An 18,438-nucleotide genomic window follows, 5' to 3' on the forward strand; every position below is an offset into this window, starting at 1 on the left:
TCTATCTTCACAGTTAAAAACACACTAGACGAGGGTAACTTTCGATAAATTTTATGCAAGAAAAATCCCGGTTGGCTTTCACCATCCGGGACCAAAACTCAAATTTTATGCGCAGAGCTTATTCGCCCGACGCGGCTGCCACATCCAGTGTCACGCCAGGGCCCATTGTCGAGCTAAGCGCGATTTTCTTCATATATGTGCCTTTGGCTCCCGACGGCTTGGCCTTCGCAACAGCCGAGATAAAGGCGCGGACGTTTTCAACCAGCTTGGCTTCGTCGAACGACGCTTTGCCAACGCCAGCGTGCACAACGCCGCCTTTTTCCGCCTTGAATTGAACTTCGCCGCCTTTAGCCGCCTCTACAGCCGCTTTTACGTCCATGGTCACAGTGCCAACTTTGGGGTTCGGCATAAGGTTACGTGGACCCAAGACTTTACCCAAACGGCCAACGATTGGCATCATGTCAGGGGTTGCAATGCAGCGGTCAAATTCAATGGTGCCGCCCTGAATGGTCTCCATCAGATCCTCTGCACCCACGATATCTGCGCCAGCTTCCTTTGCTTCGTCGGCTTTGGGTCCACGTGCAAATACAGCGACGCGCATTGCCTTACCGGTCCCGTTAGGCAGGCCGACAACGCCACGAACCATTTGATCCGCGTGACGCGTGTCGACACCCAGGTTCAGCGCTATCTCGATGGTTTCGTCGAACTTAGAAGTCGCGTTACCCTTGACCAGTGAAACAGCTTCTTCAACCGACAGGTTTTCCTTGCCGGCGATAGCTTCGCGCGCTGCGCGCGTACGTTTGCCAAGTTTTGCCATCTTACTTCACCTCTATGCCCATAGAGCGGGCCGAGCCCAGGATGATCTGCATTGCGCCTTCGACGTCATTGGCATTCAGATCTTTCATTTTGGCTTCTGCGATTTCGCGTACCTGCTTAGAGGTAACTGTCGCCACCGTTTCGCGACCGGGGTTTTCTGCACCGCGTGGGCGATTGCGCTTACCCACCGGCTTCAGTCCAGCCGCTTTTTTCAGGTAGTAAGACGCGGGCGGCGTCTTGATGTCCATGGTGAAGGACTTGTCCTGATAGTAGGTAATCACAGTCGGGCAAGGTGCACCCGGCTCCATATCAGCGGTCTTGGCATTGAACGCCTTACAGAATTCCATAATGTTGATACCGCGCTGACCCAACGCCGGACCAACTGGTGGCGATGGGTTCGCCTGACCTGCAGGAACCTGCAGCTTCATTGTACCAGCAAGCTTCTTAGCCATCTGGTTTCTCCTTTTCCAACACCCCGCAAACGCGTCTTTGGGGTTTTAAGTTGTGTGGTCCGGTTTGCACATCGCGTTGCGCGCGCCTCCCACGCTTTATTATCCGCTTATCGATTGGATTCGCAAACGACGATGCGGGTTATATCGAAACTTCTCTGATATCAAGCCTTGTCTTCTCAATCAGTGTTCAGAAGACCTTCGTAAGCAGACATCCAAGACGAAGCGACAGTCGGCCAAGCGTAGTCCCGCAAAGCGCGAGAGCGTGCCTTCTGAGAAATTTTTTGCGCGAAACTAGCGTCAGAGGAGAGTTGATCCATCGCGCGTGCGACGCCGCGGACCACAGTATCCGGGTCACTTGCCTCAACAAATATAGCCTCTTCATCCGTAGCCAACTGTACCGGCCCACCCCATCGAAGTGTGACAACCGGCAATCCAAGACCCATCGCCTCTTGCATAACAATACCGTTCGCTTCTGCCAGAGTTGGAAAAATAAACCCGCGAAATCGAGACATGTCCTTCACATAACTGGAATGATCCAACCAGCCGGGAAAAGTCACGCGATCTGCGATTCCCAGGCTTTCAGCCAGTTCCACCAATTTGGCGCCTTCGGAACCTTCACCGTAAATCGTCAATTTGACAGGCTGTTCGGACACGGCAACAGCTCGAATTGCAAGGTCCGCTCCCTTGTAGTTCACCATCCGTCCGATCCAGACAAACTCGCCATTCCAACCTTCATGAGTAATTGGCGGCGCGGACAATATTTCTTCCGAGATCCCGGCATCTGCGACTGAGATCATTTTCCCCCGATCGCAACCTGCCCATCCAAGAGCTCTGCGGGTACGTTCGCCTCCCGATACCAGCAGTTTATCGGCCTTCTTCATTATTCCCAACGTCGACCCTAAAAAGTTCTGGATTGGTTTGTAAAAACGTTGCTGAACACGCTCTCCTTTACTCTGACGATCACTGAACCCGGAGGGAAAGAAAATATTACCCGAGAGCGGCCCGACAACGTGACGATACCCCGCGGGCGGAAAACGTTGCGTCGTAGGTGAGATCGGGCAGAGGTAATGCAAAATCGTTATGGTTGGGTCGAAATCTCGGCAAATCTTCTTGATTTCAAGATGAAACAGGGTGTCGACTAAAGAGCCCAAAATTCGACTGCGCCAGCACAGAACCATTAATGCAGAATCCCGGACGAAAATCACTCGGTCATCAGCAAAGTGTCCCTCAAGCGAGGCTTTACATCTTTCATGTGTCAGAAGATATGCGTCGTAGTCGTTTTCAAGAAGGAACCGAAAGAACTGAAAGGCTTTTATCGCCTCTCCTCCCATATCCGTTCCAGCATTGGTCGAAATCACCACAATTTTCATAAAAACCGCGCGGGTACACTAAATACTCCGCGCAGCTTATGTCCCGGGTCGCGCTTTGCCAAGCGCGATCACTCCCGGCGAACAAACAAACCTAGGATTGTTTCGTGACCTGAGTGAAATCCAGTTCCACCGGCGTTTCCCGGCCAAAGATCGAAACAGAGACTTTCAATTTCTGATTCTCGTCGTCGACACCTTCGACCATGCCGTCGAAATCTTCGAAAGGGCCATCGTTGACCTTCACCTTCTCGCCAACTTCGAAGGTAATCATCAACTTTGGCGCTTCTTCGCCTTCCTGAACGCGGTTGAGGATTTGGTTAACCTCGGCATCTCGCATAGGCATTGGGCGGCCTTGCGGCCCAAGGAATCCAGTGACACGGTTTATCGAGTTAATCAGGTGATAACCCTGATCAGACATTTCCATGTGAACCAACACGTAGCCTGGCATAAAGCGGCGTTCCGTCGTGACTTTTTTGCCCCTGCGAACTTCGATCACTTCTTCGGTGGGAACTAGAACCTCGTCTATGTCCTCTTCAAGGCCATGCTCTGCGACGGAAGTACGGATTTGCTCTGCGATCTTCTTTTCGAAATTCGAAAGAACGCTGACCGAGTACCACCGTTTCGCCATGAACCTGTCGCCCTTGTTTGCCTTCGGCATATCCTAATTCTTGGACATGCCCATCATTGAAATTATATCACCGTCTCCGGAATAAAAAGCGGCGCACAGCCCGAATCGCCGCACGCCCATTCCGAATAGTTCCGCGTCAACTACTCTGACACGACGCTCTGTGCAAGGGGGCAGTAGCGATTGGTTTCAACCCGACCCGTCTTAGCTGAAGGCGCCAAGAACCAGCTGCAGGCCACCGCGGATACCCAGATCGACCAACGCAAAGAATACGGCCGTCAAAGCCGCCATTATGAAGACCATTACCGTGGTCAACAGCACCTCGCGCCGTGTCGGCCAAACGACTTTGGAAACTTCGGCACGGACCTGCTGAATGAACTGTATTGGGTTTGTAGTGGCCATCAGCCTTTTACTCTCTACTAAAGGATGGGTCGGACATAACTGGGCAATGCGGCAATTTCAAGGGCTGTAGGGTTGCTAGCTATGGCTTAGGGCGGTCATCCCAATCATTGTTGAGAATCCGGCGCGCATCGCCTTCTGGGTCTTCGTATTGATTAGACCGGACTGTGTATAGGAAAGCAACCAGACCAATACCGCCCAGAAACAGGGAAATAGGGATCAGATAGGCCAGGACTTCCATTCAGTTCACCTTAACCTCAGTGCGTTCAGTGATACTGTAATCGAAGATGCCGACATTGCCAAAGCTGCGATCAATGGGGTTGCCAACCCTGCCACCGCCAACGGGACAGCAATAACGTTATATACCGTGGCGATCCGAAAATTCTCACGAATACGTCGTGTTGCCGTATTCGCTGTTTGGCAAGCCTCCGAAATCGGGGAAAGATCGTTTCCAAGCAACACAATGTCAGATGCCACCCGAGCGGCATCCAACGCCGACGCAGGTGAAATCGACACATGTGCGGCAGCCAATGCTGCTGTATCGTTCAAGCCATCACCGACCATGAGAACGCGGCGGCCCTGATCGCCCATCTCCTGAACTCTTGCTGCTTTGTCCTGGGGCAATGCTTCCGCCTCCCACGCATGAATTCCCAGCCAGTTAGCGAGATTTTCCACCGCACCCTGTGTGTCGCCCGATATCAGCATGACAACTTTTCCCGCCAATTGGAAAGCTGACACGGCCTCTGCCGCACCTTTGCGCAAACTATCGGAAAAATAAAACGCCACCGGCTTTTGATCTCCAATTGCCAACCAAGCCGCCGTCACATTTTCAGCCTCCCCGCCAGTCCAAGCCGCACGACCAAAGCGGGCCCTCTGACCATTGTATGCGGCCTCGGTTCCGAAACCCGGCACCTCTTTGATGTCTTGCAAATTGGCTGGCTCAATTCCTGCCTCGCGTGCGGCTCGGGCCAATGCCACAGACAAAGGATGCGCAGATGCTTCAGCCAAAGCCAGCGCAACCTGCAGATCATCTTCAGAGTGCGAACTCAGATCGGTGACCTCCGGCTTGCCGTCTGTAAGTGTACCGGTTTTGTCAAACACGACAGTATCCACTTCGGCCAACCTCTCCAAAGCGGTGGCATGCTTGATCAACATGCCATTTCGAAACAAACGACCTGATGCGGCAGTTGTCACGGCAGGAACAGCGAGGCCCAATGCACAGGGGCAGGTAATAATCAGTACTGCTGCCGCGACATTCAGTGCAGTTCGAATATCGCCTGAGTACACATACCAACCTAGAAAACTGAAAGCGGCGAGTATATGCACGCCCGGCGCGTAAAGTTTGGCGGCCTTGTCCGCCAATGAGGTATAGCGTGAACGCCCTGACTCGGCGATGGCTACCAAATCCGCCATCTGATGCAGTGACGTATCCTCGCCTACGGCAGTTGCGCGAATAGTAAGAGGGCCGGTCAAATTGACCTCGCCGGCGCTTACCTTCAGCCCTTCTTGGGCAAAAACCGGGGTGGTTTCTCCTGTCAGAAGCGATCGATCCAGCTCTGACCGACCTGAGACAATCTCGCCGTCAACAGGCATTCGCCCACCGGGGCGGACAAGTACAAGGTCGTCAAGTTTCAAATCTGCTACAGCGACTTCCTCCTCGATCCCCCCAACAAGCCGAGTTGCTCTGGGCACTTCAAGCGCTGTGAGTTCTTCTGCCGCTGATCGTGCGATCGCGCGCGTGCGGTAGTCCAGATAGCGACCGGCAAGCAAAAAGAAGGTCAACGTCAGCGCAGCGTCGAAATACGCATGCTTTCCGCTTAACGCAGTTTCCCAAAGTGAGGTCACCAAAGCCAACAGAATGGCAAGAACAATAGGCACGTCCATGTTCAATCTTCGAACACGCAGTGCACCCCATGCATTTGCAAAAAATGGCTGGGCGGAAAACGCGATTGCAGGCAGGGCAATTGCAGCCGAAATCCAGTGGAACATATCGCGGGTCGCGTCGGTCGCTCCCGACCAGACCGAGACAGACAACAACATAACGTTCATCGAAGCAAACCCGGCGACCGCCAGACGCATCAGCAATTCCCGCCCGGTCTTATCCGTCTGCGTGGCGGAAAGAGCGCCCGGATCCAATTCGTGTGCCTCATATCCCGCACGTTCCAAAACTGGTATCAAATCTCTAGCGTTCAGATCCGGCGCAGCCTTAACCATGGCCCTTTTCAGTGTCAGGTTTACCCTGGCGTCTTCGACACCAGGAAATGCGTTCAGTTCGCGTTCAACTGTTGCGATACACGCCGAGCACTGAATTCCGGGCAGCGAAAGTGCGATTTGTGCATCCCGAGGAGTAACTCGCGCAGGCTCAGCAGGTGACGCTATACAACCCGGACAAGCTGCCGCGCTACTAGAAGTCTGCCCCGTCAACGACCTAACCTTTCACATACAGCGGAATGCGCTGCGCGAATTCTGTTCCGTCATGGTTTGTGGCCAAAAGACGAATATTCCAGTTTCCCTCTCCCAGAACGGCAGGCGCCGCATACGCTAATCCATCAAATGTGAAATCGGGCGAGAAATCTTCCTTCACATTTGTGGCTCGTCCCACAACCGCTTGCAAATCGGATACCTTTACCGGAGATCCTGTTTGGTCCGTGATATGGAGGATCAAAAGCCCGCCTTTGAACTCCGCCCGAACATCCCAGCCCAAGGCTTGCTGATTCTGTAGGCGCTCATTGAATTCCTGACTAGCAACATAGGAATTCTTCACCTCGAGTCCCGGAAAGGTCTTGACCGCCTTATAGGCCAATAAAAGGTTAACCGTAATAATCACGCCAAAGGCCGCTACAAACACAGCCAGAGCGTGTTTTCCGGTGAACTGCCGTTCCGACATACCTAGTCCCCCCGACCTATGAACGTTGTGTCTTTGTATGCACGTTCGCCGCTTTCAAGATCTTCAACCCAAATACGTACCGAGGTTGTATCAGCTCCCGCAGGGTCGGTGTCTTTGGACGCAGCAATGTAGACCCGCGTTAACTGCGCGGTGTCTGCTGCGACATATACGGTTTCCCCTTCGACACCTTCGATTTCAATCTGCATTGCCGGATCGCCGACCAGCGACAACCTGAATGAACGTTCTTCGCCATGTTTGTTGCGCAAACGCACGTCGTACGTATTACGGATTGTGCCATCAGACAAAGTAACGAAAGTAGGATTGCGCACGGGTGCGACCGTAAGATCAATATCCGAGCGGATGAACAAGGCAAACAACATTGCGAACCCAACGAGCGACCAAAGTGCTGTGTACATGATAGTTCTTGGTCGAAAGATATGCTTCCAGACATTCCTTGGCTTTTCGCCTGCACGTTCGCGCGTTTCGTCGCTAAGTGCCATGTAGTCTATCAGTCCGCGCGGCTTCCCGATCTTGGCCATCATGTCATCGCAGGCATCGATACAGAGTGCGCAGGTGATACACTCCAACTGTTGTCCATCTCTGATATCAATCCCGACCGGACACACGTTCACGCAGGCCATGCAATCAATGCAGTCGCCCAATTCAGAATCAGCAGTTCTCTTACCTTTGCCGCGAGGTTCGCCCCGCCATTCACGATATCCGACCACAAGCGTGTCTTCGTCCATCATCGCAGCCTGAATCCTGGGCCATGGGCACGCATAGATACAAATCTGTTCTCGGGCGAACCCCCCGAACAAAAAGGTGGTGCCAGTTAGGATGAGTACGGTCGTATATGCGATCGGGTGCGCGTTTCCGGTGATCAGATCGCGCGCCAAGGTAGGCGCGTCAGCGAAATAGAAAACCCAGGCCCCGCCTGTCGCCAGACCGATCAGCAACCAGACTACCCATTTCGTCAATCGCAATCGTGCTTTTCTAAGATCCAGTTTCTTTTGCCGATGCAATCGCAATCGCGCGTTCCGATCGCCTTCGATCCAGCGCTCAACCAGAATATACAGATCCGTCCAAACAGTTTGAGGGCAAGCATATCCGCACCACACCCGGCCCAACGCCGACGTGAACAGAAACAGCCCCAACCCCGCCATGATTAAAAGCCCTGCAACGAAGTAGAATTCATGCGGCCAAATCTCGATCCAGAAGAAATAAAAGCGACGGTTCGCCAAATCCAGCAACACTGCTTGATCTGGCAGGCTTGGCCCACGATCCCACCTGATCCACGGCGTCAGATAGTAAATCCCCAAAGTGACCGCCATGATGATCCATTTCAGGTTGCGAAATGGCCCGGATACGCGCCGGGGGAAGATCGGCTCCCTGGCCGCGTAAAGGCTCGGGGCTGGGTTGGAATCGCTCACAAGGTGGCTCCGGTTCTGGCTTTTTCAGGCGACTTCTTCCAGATCATACAACCAAGAACTTTGATTTGGGTCAAAAGCACATCACAAAGACACCTTTTGTCACACCTGCCGAGCTTGCCGTTTTAGCCAGCCTACGAATGTTTTGACCTCTGCCCGCATCGGAGATCGGGCCGTAACAATATGGTATCCGGCTGCGTCTGGCTCTGAGTATAGCTCAACAATTCGACCATTCAGAATGTCCTGTTCGACAAAGTGTCGCACAGTAATAGTGACCCCCTGCCCTGCCCTTAGGCCGTCTAACACCAAATTTCCGGGAACTTCGATACGGCCTGCACCCGGCCCAATTTCCGCACCGCGGCCAGCAAGCCACATCGACGCTTCGGTTGTACCAACCTCTTGCAGCCAGGGCAGCTCGGCCAAATCGGCAGGGGTCCAGTCGGACTTGTCTTCCAAAAGCTCCGGCGCAGCCACTATCACCATCGGAGACCTGAGCAGCATTTGCGAGTCGACACCTGACCAACCGCCTTCACCGTAACGGATCGCAATATCAACTCCGCCCGGGCGCAGTTCAACCAGCTCTGGGGAAGGATCCAGAATTAGGCCAATTTCGGGATGGACTGCGCGAAACGCAGGAAGCCGAGGCATTAGCCAAGATGCGGCGAATGAAGATGTCAGGGAAACATGCACCGGTCGGTCTGAACCTGATCGGACGAGTTCTTCGACCGCTACGCCTATCGCCCCAAACCCCAGATGCAAAGCGCGGGCGAGGTGTTCGCCTTCAGCGGTCAACGACATGGTCTTACCGCTTCGATCCAACAGCGCGACTCCCATGTGCTCTTCCAGAACTCGCAATTGCTGGCTTATTGCAGCGTGACTAACATTTAGCGCGACTCCGGCCTGAACAACATTTTTCTTTTCTGCGAATGCAGCGAATGCTCTCAACGATGTCAAAGGCGGAAGTGATTTCCAATTCATATGTAATCCAGACTTACATATCGAAATAGTAATTGAGTCGCATTTCTACCGTCAAAGGTCAATCTTGAAAGCAGTTGTCAAACACATGCAGGAGAGTTTCTATGCTATCGATCTACGCAAAATCGTTCATGACCGCCACGCGCATTAACGCACCGACCATCGTGGATGCGCCGCGACGCAAGAGTGCGAAACGACATTGGCTACCCAATGGCCACTGGTGGCTGCAAAGAAAACGCGATATCGACTTGCGCCATCTGTGATTGCCGAACCAAACCAGTTTCTGGACCCAATCGGTTCTAGGTTATATTCTTGAAAAATCGGCACCGGCTGTTCAGGAAACGCGCGAACAGATGATACAACCGGTGCCGAGACCTTCGGGCGAAAAGCCGTCCGAAGGTATCTCCATATCGTTACTGGCCGCCGCCCAGCTGATGCACATAGGCGGTAACTGCTCGGATTTGTGCTTCGGTCAGGCGGTTTTCCCATGCGGGCATCACACCGTAGCGACTGTAAGTAACCGTTTCAGTCAGTTCCTGCTCACTTCCGCCGAACAACCAGATCGCGTCTGTCAGGTTCGGCGCGCCTTGAGTAACATCGCCTTTACCGTCTTCACCGTGACAAACCGCGCAATTGTCCGCATAGACGACTTCGCCGGCTTGCGCTGCACCGTCATCTGTCTGCGCATTTGTCAAAGACATTACGTATTGAACAACTTGTGTTATCTCATCTTGCTCAAGGATTTCGCCAAATGCAGGCATTTCAGAGTACCGCGCATCGTCGCTTTCTTCGTTGCGGATGCCGTAGGCTACCGAGTATTCGATGTCTTCCATCGTACCACCCCACAGCCAGGCATCATCCAACAAGTTGGGGAAACCCGAAGCACCCTCCGCGCCTGAGCCGTGGCATTGCGCGCACCACGTACGGAAAACCGCGCCGCCCGCATTTACGGCGTATTGCTGAAGCTCTGCATCGCTTGCGATACTATCCAACGGGGTTTCTACAAGCTTCGCGTTCAAGGGCGCGTTCGCCTCTTGGAAAGCGATCATCTCCTCTTGTACCAAAGCACGTGAAGACCACCCCAGGACACCAGCTGTAGCCGACTGAACCAAAGGCCACGCGGGATACATGATCGTGTAAATCACGCCCCAAAAAATAGTCGCGTAGAACGTCCAAAGCCACCAACGCGGCATCGGGTTGTCAAACTCTTCCAGACCGTCCCAGCTGTGACCGGTTGTCTGCGGATCACCCGGTTGTTTTTCAGGTGTCTTGCTCATTTCCGCGCCTCCTTGGATGTGGCGGGTTTGTCTTCATGGCGGAATGGAATGTTCGCCGTGTCTTTGTACTCTTTGCTGGCACCTGGGCGAAAAACCCAGATGACGATGCCTATGAAAAAGGCAAAGAGCAGCAGCAACATCCAACTATCCGCAAACTGCCTTAGGATTGTGTATTCTTCCATTGCACCCTCCCTAGCGGCTCGGGTCCGGGGTGAAAGTCGAGAAATCGACCAAAGTACCCAGCATCTGCAAATACGCGATCAGCGCGTCCGCTTCGGTCAACTCGGGTTGGCCATCAAAGTTTCGCACGTTCACCTTATCGCCGTATCTTTCAAGCAGACCGTCATAATCGCTGTCCGGGTCAGCCTGGGCACGGAAGTCGGCCTTAGCATTCGCGATCATTTCTTCTGTATAAGGCGTTCCAACAACCGCATTTGCAGCCATAATGTCGCCGATATACTCACCGTCCAGCTTTCGGTTTTCGAGGAAGCCGTATTTTGGCATCACCGACTCCGGCACCACAGATTGGGCATCTCGCAGGTGCCGAACGTGCCAATCGTCCGAATATCTGCCGCCAACGCGGGCCAGATCTGGCCCCGTCCGTTTTGACCCCCATTGAAATGGATGGTCATACATCGATTCAGCGGCCAGCGAATAATGTCCGTAACGTTCGACCTCATCCCGCATCGGACGGATCATCTGACTGTGACAGACGTAGCAGCCCTCGCGCAGATAAATTTCCCGGCCAGCCATCTCTAACGGGGTGTAAGGACGCATGCCCTCAACCTTTTCGATGGTGTTTTCAAGATAGAAAAGCGGGGTAATTTGAACGATGCCACCAATGGTAACGACCAAAAAGCTGAAGATCAGCAGGAGGGTCGCATTGGTCTCGAGGATTTTATGTTTGTCGAGAATTGCCATTGCTCCGGCCCTCCTTATTCAGCCGGGACCGCGACGGTCAGGCTGGCCTCTTTGGCCGGTGCCTTTCGGACGGTCATCCACAGGTTGTAGCTCATGATTACCGAGCCAGCGAGGAACAGTACTCCTCCTAAACCGCGCACCACGTACATTGGGAACTTGGCTGCAACTGTGTCAGCGAATGAATTCACCAAGAAACCATTGGCGTCCACTTCGCGCCACATCAGGCCTTCCATGATGCCGGTAACCCACATCGACGCGGCGTACAGCACGATGCCGATGGTGGCGAGCCAGAAGTGCCAGCTGACCATTTGCAGCGAATAAAGGCGCTCGCGCTTCCACAGGACAGGCACCAGAAAGTACAGCGCACCAAAGGTTATCATACCATTCCAGCCCAGCGCGCCCGAATGCACGTGGCCAATGGTCCAGTCGGTGTAATGGCTGAGGCTGTTCACCGCACGGATCGACATCATCGGACCCTCGAAGGTGGACATGCCATAAAAGCCCACGGAAATAACCATCATTCGGATGATCGGATCGGTACGTAGCTTATCCCAAGCACCTGACAACGTCATCAGTCCGTTGATCATACCACCCCAAGACGGCATCCAAAGCACGACTGAGAACACCATGCCCAGCGTCGAGGCCCAGTCCGGCAACGCAGTGTAATGCAGATGGTGTGGACCTGCCCAGATATACAGGAAGATCAACGCCCAGAAGTGGATGATGGACAATTTATATGAAAACACCGGACGTTCGGCTTGTTTCGGAATGAAGTAGTACATCATCCCCAGGAAACCGGCGGTCAGGAAAAAGCCGACAGCATTGTGACCATACCACCACTGGATCATAGCATCCTGCACACCGGACCAAACGATGACCGATTTCGATCCCCAGATGCTGACCGGAATTGTCATGTTGTTCACCAGATGCAACATTGCAACCGTAACGATGAAGGCCAGGTAAAACCAGTTGGCCACATAGATATGAGGCTCTTTCCGTTTTACGATCGTGCCAAGATATACGGCCAGATATGCGACCCAGACGACTGTCAGCCACAAATCAACATACCATTCAGGCTCTGCGTATTCCTTGGACTGTGTGCCGCCAAGCACATAGCCTGTCGCGGCCAGAACAATGAATAACTGGTAACCCCAAAACACAAACCATGCCAGGTTACCGCCCCACAATCTGGCGGCACTGGTTCGTTGCACCACATAGAAAGACGTCGCAATCAGTGCATTGCCGCCGAATGCGAAAATTACCGCCGACGTGTGCAGCGGACGCAGACGGCCAAAATTCAGATAACCCTGAGCCCATTCAAAGTTTAGCCCGGGAAAAGCCAACTGGAACGCAATGAACGTACCCGCCAAAAAACCAACGACGCCCCAAAACGCCGTCGCGATCACGCCATATCGGATGACGTCATCCATGTATTCCGCCGAGCGATCTACAATAATATCTGGCTCATCGGTGTTGCGAAGCGTCCAGATGAACAATCCTGCGGCGATTAGCATCACCAGAATCGCATGCACCTGATACGCCAAATCCCGTGCATAATTGGATCCTATGGCTGCAAATAGCACCACAAGACCAAGCACGATCAGCTTGATGTAATTCGACATGTTGCGTCCCTTTGCCGTGCCTCGCCCGGTTCTCGTGCCGTGCGAAACTTATTTGACTGGCTGCAGTTCTGTCGGACGGCAGCCAATACTGCTTTGATCTGTATCAAGACAATAACCTGAATTCTGTGACACGCATAAATAATTGAATGGGTTAACTGGTCTCGCGATCCAAGTTACCCAAGTGAATGAGGTCAAGATGGCGTACAAATCTCTTCTCACGGTCATGACCGAAACGGAAAAAGCACGAGCGGCACTAGCCCAGATCGCCGTTTTGGCGGACGCGCAAGATGCACATGCCGAAGCTCTCTGTCTGGGCGTCGACCGAACGCAGACCGGATATTACTACGCAGGAGCAAACGCTCTGATTCTTCAGGAATCACTGACCCGGGCAAATGCCGAGGCAGACAGCTTGCTGGCTTTTGCAAAGGACTATCTTGGCAAAACCGGAGTTAGATGGTCGGCCGAAAATGGCGTTGCGCAGATCGCAGATATTGGCCGCCACGTCGCCCACCGTTCCCGGTTTTCTGATCTTGTCGTACTGCCGAAACCGTATGGACAGGATTGTGGGACCGAAGCAGAACCTATTGTCGAATCCGCCTTGTTCGAAGGACATGCACCGGTACTGATTGTACCAGAAGACATTGAGCCTGTTGTAACGCCCAGCACGGTTCTTGTCGGTTGGAACGAAAGCGTCGAAGCCATGCGAGCCATTCGCCGCGCGTTGCCCTTTCTGCAACAGGCGGAACTAACGCGGATTGTCGTGATCGACCCGCCACGTCACGGACCAGATCGGTCTGATCCTGGTGGGATGCTGTCACAGATGCTTTCGCGGCACGGTGTTAAATGCGAGATCGACGTGCTCAGCAAGACGATGACCCGAGTTTCGGACATTCTTAACCGACATGCCGCCGATACAGAAGCCGACATGATCGTGATGGGAGCTTATGGTCATTCTCGGTTTCGCGAAGCCATTCTGGGTGGTGCAACCCGCAACATGTTAGAACAATCGGCTGTCCCGATCTTTATGGCTCACTGATGCAGGTGCCGATCTCGTTCGATGGCCGCCAGATTGAGCGGCCATTTCGCGTTTAAACCTTTCGGACCAACCCGATTAGGAACAGTAAAATCACGGCTCCTATCGTTGCAAAAAAGAACGATGAAAATAGTCCGCCACCAACAGAAAATCCAAGCGCAGGAAAGACGGTGCCGGCAAGAAACGCGCCAACGATACCAACAATAATATTACCTATAAGGCCGAAACCGCGTCCTTCCATAATCTTTCCGGATAGCCAACCAGCAATAGCGCCGATGAAAAGCATCGCCAAAACGCTAGAAAATTCCATGAAACTCTCCTGAAGCAATTGAACTCTGCAGCGCCCTTCTGCGCCCTTAGACTAGAAAACCTCCGTCGGCATCGTCGCCCGCTTCCTCCATCAAGCGGCCCATATCGGGTATGGTGACGTGGCGCTTACCTTCAAGGGTGATAACCGTATCTTTCTTCAGGGCCGATATCTGGCGACTTACGGTTTCAAGCGTCAAGCCCAGGTAATCGGCCATCGCCTCGCGCGTTAGCGGAAGGTCAAAGACGATTGGTCCAGTAATGCCGGTCTTGTTAACCGATGCATCCCTGCGCGCAATGATCGACAAAAGGCTGGCGATTTTTTCACGCGCGGTCTTGCGTCCCAATACCAGCATCCATTCTCGCGCTGCATCCAACTCATCCAATGTCATCTGCAACAGGCGATGGGCAATATGGGGAGTGCTGGCCATCATCTCCTCGAACGGCTTTTTTCTGAAACAACACATCACAACATCAGTAGTTGCCTGTACATCGTACGGGGCTGTTTCGCGGCCCGGACGACCTACAAAATCGCTTGGCAGCAACAGGCCGACCATCTGCGTGCGTCCGTCTTCCATGGTTTGTGTCAGAGAGGCGATACCAGATACGACCGAACCAACAAAGTTCATTGGATCACCTGACCAAATAATCGTCTGACCGGCTTCAAAACTGCGATAGTATTTGATCTTTTCCAGCGCTTCGAGTTCGTCTTTTTCACAATGCGCGCATACGGCCCGATGCCTTATGGGGCACTCTTCGCAATTTGTATGCTCATACAGGGCCTTGAGTGTCATTCACATTCCCAATTGATCTCGGTCAAAGTACCAGAGCGACTTCCGGTATACCGGGATTGCCATGATAGTAAAACCGCAATTGGCAAAGCTTGGACTTTTTGACGCTAAAGTACCGCGTTATACAAGTTACCCGACAGCCCCACATTTCAGCAATGACGTGGATTCCGACACATTTGGCGCGTGGATATCGGGCATAAGACCGAACAGCGCCATATCACTTTATATTCACGTGCCTTTTTGCCGCAGGCTTTGCTGGTTTTGCGCCTGCCGAACGCAGGGAACCCAAACGGACAATCCAGTAATTGCCTATGTGGATGTTCTGAAAGCCGAGCTGGATTTGCTCGCTGCACGGCTGCCAAAGGGTGTGACACTGTCGCGGCTGCACTGGGGTGGCGGAACGCCAACCTTGTTGAAGCCTGAGCTAATGCGAGATCTGGCGGCGCGCATTCAAGAAACGGTTCCTTTGGGACGCTGCGGTGAGTTCTCAGTTGAGATCGACCCAAACGAGATTGATGAGGCCCGCTTGGATACACTGGCCGAAGCGGGCATGAACCGCGCTTCGATAGGAATTCAGGACTTTGATGAAGAGATTCAGAAGACAATCGGTCGTATTCAGGGTTATGACACCACTCGCCGTGCAGTAGACATGATCCGAGCGAGGGGGATTTCGAGCCTGAACGCCGACATTCTCTTTGGTTTACCGAACCAATCCAAGTCACGGATGACCGAAAGCGTCCAGAAACTTCTGTCACTGTCACCAGACCGGGTAGCCTTGTATGGATATGCTCACGTTCCTTGGATGGCAAAACGCCAACAGATGATACCTTCGGACGCATTACCGACGCCCGAGCAAAGGCTGGATTTATTCGAAACCGCGCGGCGCCTGTTTTTATGGGATGGCTATGCTGAAATTGGGATAGATCACTTCGCGACAAAGGACGACGGCCTGACCCGTGCGCAACGCACCGGGCGCCTGAAACGGAATTTTCAGGGTTATACGGACGACGATGCTCCGGTTCTAATCGGGTTGGGTGCCAGCTCGATTTCACGCTTTCCACAAGGATACGCACAGAATGCCGCTGCCACGTCAGCCTATATCAAAGCCATCCGTGCTGAACGCTTTTCGACAGCGCGTGGGCATGTATTCAAGGGTCGCGACATTCTTCGGGCCCGCATGATCGAAGCATTAATGTGCGATTTCCAAATCGATTCAACCGAGATTTTGCGGGATCATGATGTTACCAGCTCTGAATTGATCCAGATGTACGATGCGGTGAACGCTGAATTTGATGGGTTGCTAAATGTTAGTGACGCAGGACTTGTCATTCCGCCCGAAGCTCGCGCACTGACCCGCATGATCGCCCGTAAATTTGACGCATATGACCTAAGCAAAGCTGGCCATAGTTCTGCAATTTAAAGCTGTTTTACCGCCTAATCTGCAGGGGCTTGACGTGTACCTCTGATTTTCTCCACACTCAGAACGTGGGAAATCCAACATTCCACGGCCTGAGGCAGGCAAATCTGCAGACAGTTCCGCCCGACGCACAGTGTCGGACCGCCTTTTTCGTGCAGCTATGATGCAACTTGAAAGAGGGACAGCACTCATGCGCGTTTTCACCGTCCTCGGCCCCAGCCAATCGGGCAAATCCACTCTGGTCGAGGCTATCAGCCGCCTCGACGGGCGGCCCACCACATTCGATGTTTCCGGAACCGTGCACCTGCACGGTTTTTCTTACCTGGACGAGCCCTGGTGCGCGATTGATGTGGACGGAGGCGGCGACGCGCTGGCCTACGTTGGCCCTGCAATGGCCATTTCAGACGCCGCTGTAGTGGTCGTTCCACCTGACCCGGATGCCGCAGTTCTATGCGCTCCTTACCTACGGTTGGTGGAAGAGGCAGGTATACCGTGCTTCCTCTTTATTAACCGGATGGACAATCCGAACGGCCGCATTCGTGACATTATCGCGGCGCTCCAAACATACTGCACGCACCATATCGCCTTGCGGCAAGTTCCAATCCGCGAAGGCGACACGATCGTTGGCGCTGTTGACCTGATCTCGGAACGCGCTTGGAAGTATCAAGAGGGCCAGCCTTCGGCTTTGATCGAGCTGCCCAAATCAGTCGAGGATCGCGAGCAGGAAGCCCGCACAGAATTACTAGAGACTTTGTCCGATTTCGACGATCATTTACTGGAACAGCTGATCGAGGACAAACAACCGCCCAGCGCCGAAGTCTACGATTTGGCTGCGCAGGTATTGCAAAGGCACCAGCTGATCCCAGCGTGCCTTGGTGCCGCAAGCCATGGCAATGGTCTGACGCGACTGATGAAAGCATTGCGTCACGAGGCGCCTGAGTTCGACATCGCTGCGGGGCGCGACGAAGCGGAAGAAAACGCACGCGCTATCGCTGGTTTTGCCGACGTGAAGAAACATATCGGAAAAATCATCGTTCTTCGGGGATTGGGTGATGGTGTCAAGGCACACGAGTCTTTGGGCGGTGAAACAGTCGGTAACCTGACGACACTTGATGCCAAAACTCAAATCGGCTCGCTTGAGGCAGGTCAGATCGGGTTGGCCGTAAAGTCGGACCACCTTAACCCTGGCAATCTTTATGACAGTAAATTGGCGACACCGTTGCCGGAATGGGCGTCGTCGCATCCGGTTGCGCACCGTCAGGTCGTTTCGCCCGCACACGAGCGTGACGACGTTCGCCTTTCAAACGCGCTCAGCCGTATGGCAGAAATCGATCCTGGGCTGTATCTGGAGCAAGACGAGTTAAGCGGTCACGCGGTTCTAGGTTCTCAGGGACCTCAGCATATGCGCCGGGTTACCGCAAAACTGTCAGAGGATTTCGGTATAGAAATTGCCGCAGATCCAGTCGAAACCGCCTACCGCGAAACGATCCGCGCGCCGATTGAACATCGCCATCGCCACCGCAAGCAGTCAGGAGGTGCGGGGCAATTTGCCGATGTCGTGATCTCAATTGCTCCACTACCCCGCGGATCTGGCTTTCAGTTCGAAGAAATAGTCAAAGGCGGCGCGGTGCCGAAAAACTACATTCCATCAGTCGAACATGGCGCCAAGGACGCTCTGGTACAAGGTCCCGAAGGCTTCCCAGTGGTGGATGTAAAAGTAACGTTGAGTGACGGTAAACACCACAATGTCGACAGCTCTGACTATGCGTTTCGGACTGCTGGTAAAAACGCAGTACGCGAGGCTTTGCCGCAGGCCAAGCCTGTTGTGTTGCAACCAATTCTGAATGCAGAAATCCATTTGCCGTCCGATTTTGTTGGCGATCTCGTGCCCACCATCAGTTCGTTGCAAGGGCAGGTATTGGGATTCGAAGGAAATCCGAACGCTTCCGGTTGGGAGATCTTCAACGCGCAACTTCCTGCTGTCGCCGAAGATGAATTGCATCGAACTCTAGCCAGCGCAACCCGCGGAACCGGTTGGGTTAAATTGCAATTCGATCATTACGAAGAATTGCGCGGCCCTGTTCCCAAATCGGCGGAAAAGGAAAAGATGGCCAGCGCTTGAT

The 18,438-nt window shown here is 53.4% G+C and carries 20 protein-coding genes; 4 read left to right on the forward strand and 16 right to left on the reverse strand.

The features are described from left to right. Nucleotides 1-118 precede the first annotated feature (118 nt). The 10 genes from rplA to AC2FNE_RS17100 form a co-directional block, all read right to left on the reverse strand. The gene (gene rplA / locus AC2FNE_RS17055) at nucleotides 119-817 is read right to left on the reverse strand and encodes a 50S ribosomal protein L1 (protein ID WP_170479074.1); all 699 of its coding nucleotides are present in this window, start codon (nucleotides 815-817) and stop codon (nucleotides 119-121) included. A gap of 1 nt (nucleotide 818) precedes the next feature. After that, a complete protein-coding gene (gene rplK / locus AC2FNE_RS17060; protein WP_010440985.1) occupies nucleotides 819-1,268 on the reverse strand; it encodes a 50S ribosomal protein L11 in 450 nt (149 codons plus the stop codon). Between the two features lie 176 nt (nucleotides 1,269-1,444). Beyond that, nucleotides 1,445-2,638, reverse strand: coding sequence for a glycosyltransferase family 4 protein (locus tag AC2FNE_RS17065; protein ID WP_496805865.1), 1,194 nt, complete (start codon nucleotides 2,636-2,638; stop codon nucleotides 1,445-1,447). A gap of 91 nt (nucleotides 2,639-2,729) precedes the next feature. Next, nucleotides 2,730-3,263, reverse strand: a complete 534-nt coding sequence (gene nusG, locus AC2FNE_RS17070; RefSeq protein ID WP_170479666.1) for a transcription termination/antitermination protein NusG — start codon at nucleotides 3,261-3,263, stop codon at nucleotides 2,730-2,732. Nucleotides 3,264-3,464: 201 nt separating this feature from the next. Further along, complete coding sequence (secE, locus tag AC2FNE_RS17075; protein WP_170460241.1) at nucleotides 3,465-3,662, reverse strand: preprotein translocase subunit SecE; 198 nt, start codon at nucleotides 3,660-3,662, stop codon at nucleotides 3,465-3,467. A gap of 79 nt (nucleotides 3,663-3,741) precedes the next feature. Next, a complete protein-coding gene (ccoS, locus tag AC2FNE_RS17080; RefSeq protein ID WP_170603358.1) occupies nucleotides 3,742-3,900 on the reverse strand; it encodes a cbb3-type cytochrome oxidase assembly protein CcoS in 159 nt (52 codons plus the stop codon). 5 nt (nucleotides 3,901-3,905) lie between these two features. Beyond that, nucleotides 3,906-6,083 carry a heavy metal translocating P-type ATPase gene (locus AC2FNE_RS17085; protein ID WP_496805866.1) on the reverse strand — a complete coding sequence of 726 codons (2,178 nt, stop codon included), beginning with the start codon at nucleotides 6,081-6,083 and terminating at the stop codon, nucleotides 3,906-3,908. 4 nt (nucleotides 6,084-6,087) lie between these two features. Beyond that, nucleotides 6,088-6,546, reverse strand: coding sequence for a FixH family protein (locus AC2FNE_RS17090; RefSeq protein WP_496805867.1), 459 nt, complete (start codon nucleotides 6,544-6,546; stop codon nucleotides 6,088-6,090). Nucleotides 6,547-6,548: 2 nt separating this feature from the next. Then, nucleotides 6,549-7,976 carry a cytochrome c oxidase accessory protein CcoG gene (gene ccoG, locus AC2FNE_RS17095; protein WP_170603352.1) on the reverse strand — a complete coding sequence of 476 codons (1,428 nt, stop codon included), beginning with the start codon at nucleotides 7,974-7,976 and terminating at the stop codon, nucleotides 6,549-6,551. Between the two features lie 99 nt (nucleotides 7,977-8,075). After that, on the reverse strand, nucleotides 8,076-8,951 hold the full coding sequence (locus tag AC2FNE_RS17100) for a LysR family transcriptional regulator (RefSeq protein ID WP_170603350.1): 876 nt from the start codon (nucleotides 8,949-8,951) through the stop codon (nucleotides 8,076-8,078). Between the two features lie 101 nt (nucleotides 8,952-9,052). Here AC2FNE_RS17100 and AC2FNE_RS17105 point away from each other — a divergent pair, with 101 nt between their 5' ends. Beyond that, nucleotides 9,053-9,211 carry a hypothetical protein gene (locus AC2FNE_RS17105; protein WP_170479087.1) on the forward strand — a complete coding sequence of 53 codons (159 nt, stop codon included), beginning with the start codon at nucleotides 9,053-9,055 and terminating at the stop codon, nucleotides 9,209-9,211. A gap of 150 nt (nucleotides 9,212-9,361) precedes the next feature. Here the strand turns inward: AC2FNE_RS17105 and ccoP are convergent, their stop codons facing one another. Genes ccoP through ccoN form a run of 4 tightly spaced genes read right to left on the reverse strand, consistent with a single transcriptional unit; the run spans nucleotide 9,362 to nucleotide 12,768 of the window. Continuing rightward, nucleotides 9,362-10,225, reverse strand: a complete 864-nt coding sequence (ccoP, locus tag AC2FNE_RS17110) for a cytochrome-c oxidase, cbb3-type subunit III (protein ID WP_170479089.1) — start codon at nucleotides 10,223-10,225, stop codon at nucleotides 9,362-9,364. Further along, entirely contained in the window at nucleotides 10,222-10,407 is a 186-nt protein-coding gene (locus AC2FNE_RS17115; RefSeq protein WP_170479091.1) for a cbb3-type cytochrome oxidase subunit 3, read from the reverse strand. Before AC2FNE_RS17115 ends, ccoP begins: the two co-directional genes overlap by 4 nt. Before the next feature lie 10 nt (nucleotides 10,408-10,417). After that, nucleotides 10,418-11,146, reverse strand: a complete 729-nt coding sequence (ccoO, locus tag AC2FNE_RS17120) for a cytochrome-c oxidase, cbb3-type subunit II (RefSeq protein ID WP_170603348.1) — start codon at nucleotides 11,144-11,146, stop codon at nucleotides 10,418-10,420. 14 nt (nucleotides 11,147-11,160) lie between these two features. Then, entirely contained in the window at nucleotides 11,161-12,768 is a 1,608-nt protein-coding gene (gene ccoN, locus AC2FNE_RS17125) for a cytochrome-c oxidase, cbb3-type subunit I (protein WP_496805868.1), read from the reverse strand. Nucleotides 12,769-12,964: 196 nt separating this feature from the next. Here ccoN and AC2FNE_RS17130 point away from each other — a divergent pair, with 196 nt between their 5' ends. Next, nucleotides 12,965-13,804, forward strand: coding sequence for a universal stress protein (locus tag AC2FNE_RS17130; protein ID WP_170479096.1), 840 nt, complete (start codon nucleotides 12,965-12,967; stop codon nucleotides 13,802-13,804). A gap of 52 nt (nucleotides 13,805-13,856) precedes the next feature. On the opposite strand, the gene AC2FNE_RS17135 is transcribed toward AC2FNE_RS17130, so the two are convergent. Both AC2FNE_RS17135 and fnrL read right to left on the reverse strand, forming a co-directional pair. Beyond that, nucleotides 13,857-14,111 (reverse strand): GlsB/YeaQ/YmgE family stress response membrane protein, encoded by a 255-nt coding sequence (locus AC2FNE_RS17135; protein ID WP_170603344.1) that lies wholly within the window; start codon nucleotides 14,109-14,111, stop codon nucleotides 13,857-13,859. 46 nt (nucleotides 14,112-14,157) lie between these two features. Next, nucleotides 14,158-14,901, reverse strand: coding sequence for a transcriptional regulator FnrL (gene fnrL, locus AC2FNE_RS17140; protein ID WP_170479100.1), 744 nt, complete (start codon nucleotides 14,899-14,901; stop codon nucleotides 14,158-14,160). Between the two features lie 61 nt (nucleotides 14,902-14,962). Here fnrL and hemN point away from each other — a divergent pair, with 61 nt between their 5' ends. Then, nucleotides 14,963-16,318 (forward strand): oxygen-independent coproporphyrinogen III oxidase, encoded by a 1,356-nt coding sequence (gene hemN / locus AC2FNE_RS17145; RefSeq protein ID WP_170603342.1) that lies wholly within the window; start codon nucleotides 14,963-14,965, stop codon nucleotides 16,316-16,318. A 187-nt stretch (nucleotides 16,319-16,505) separates the two neighbouring features. Further along, nucleotides 16,506-18,437, forward strand: coding sequence for an elongation factor G (locus tag AC2FNE_RS17150; protein ID WP_170603340.1), 1,932 nt, complete (start codon nucleotides 16,506-16,508; stop codon nucleotides 18,435-18,437). Nucleotide 18,438: the final 1 nt, after the last annotated feature.

This window comes from Ruegeria sp. YKSD179, assembly GCF_059612885.1.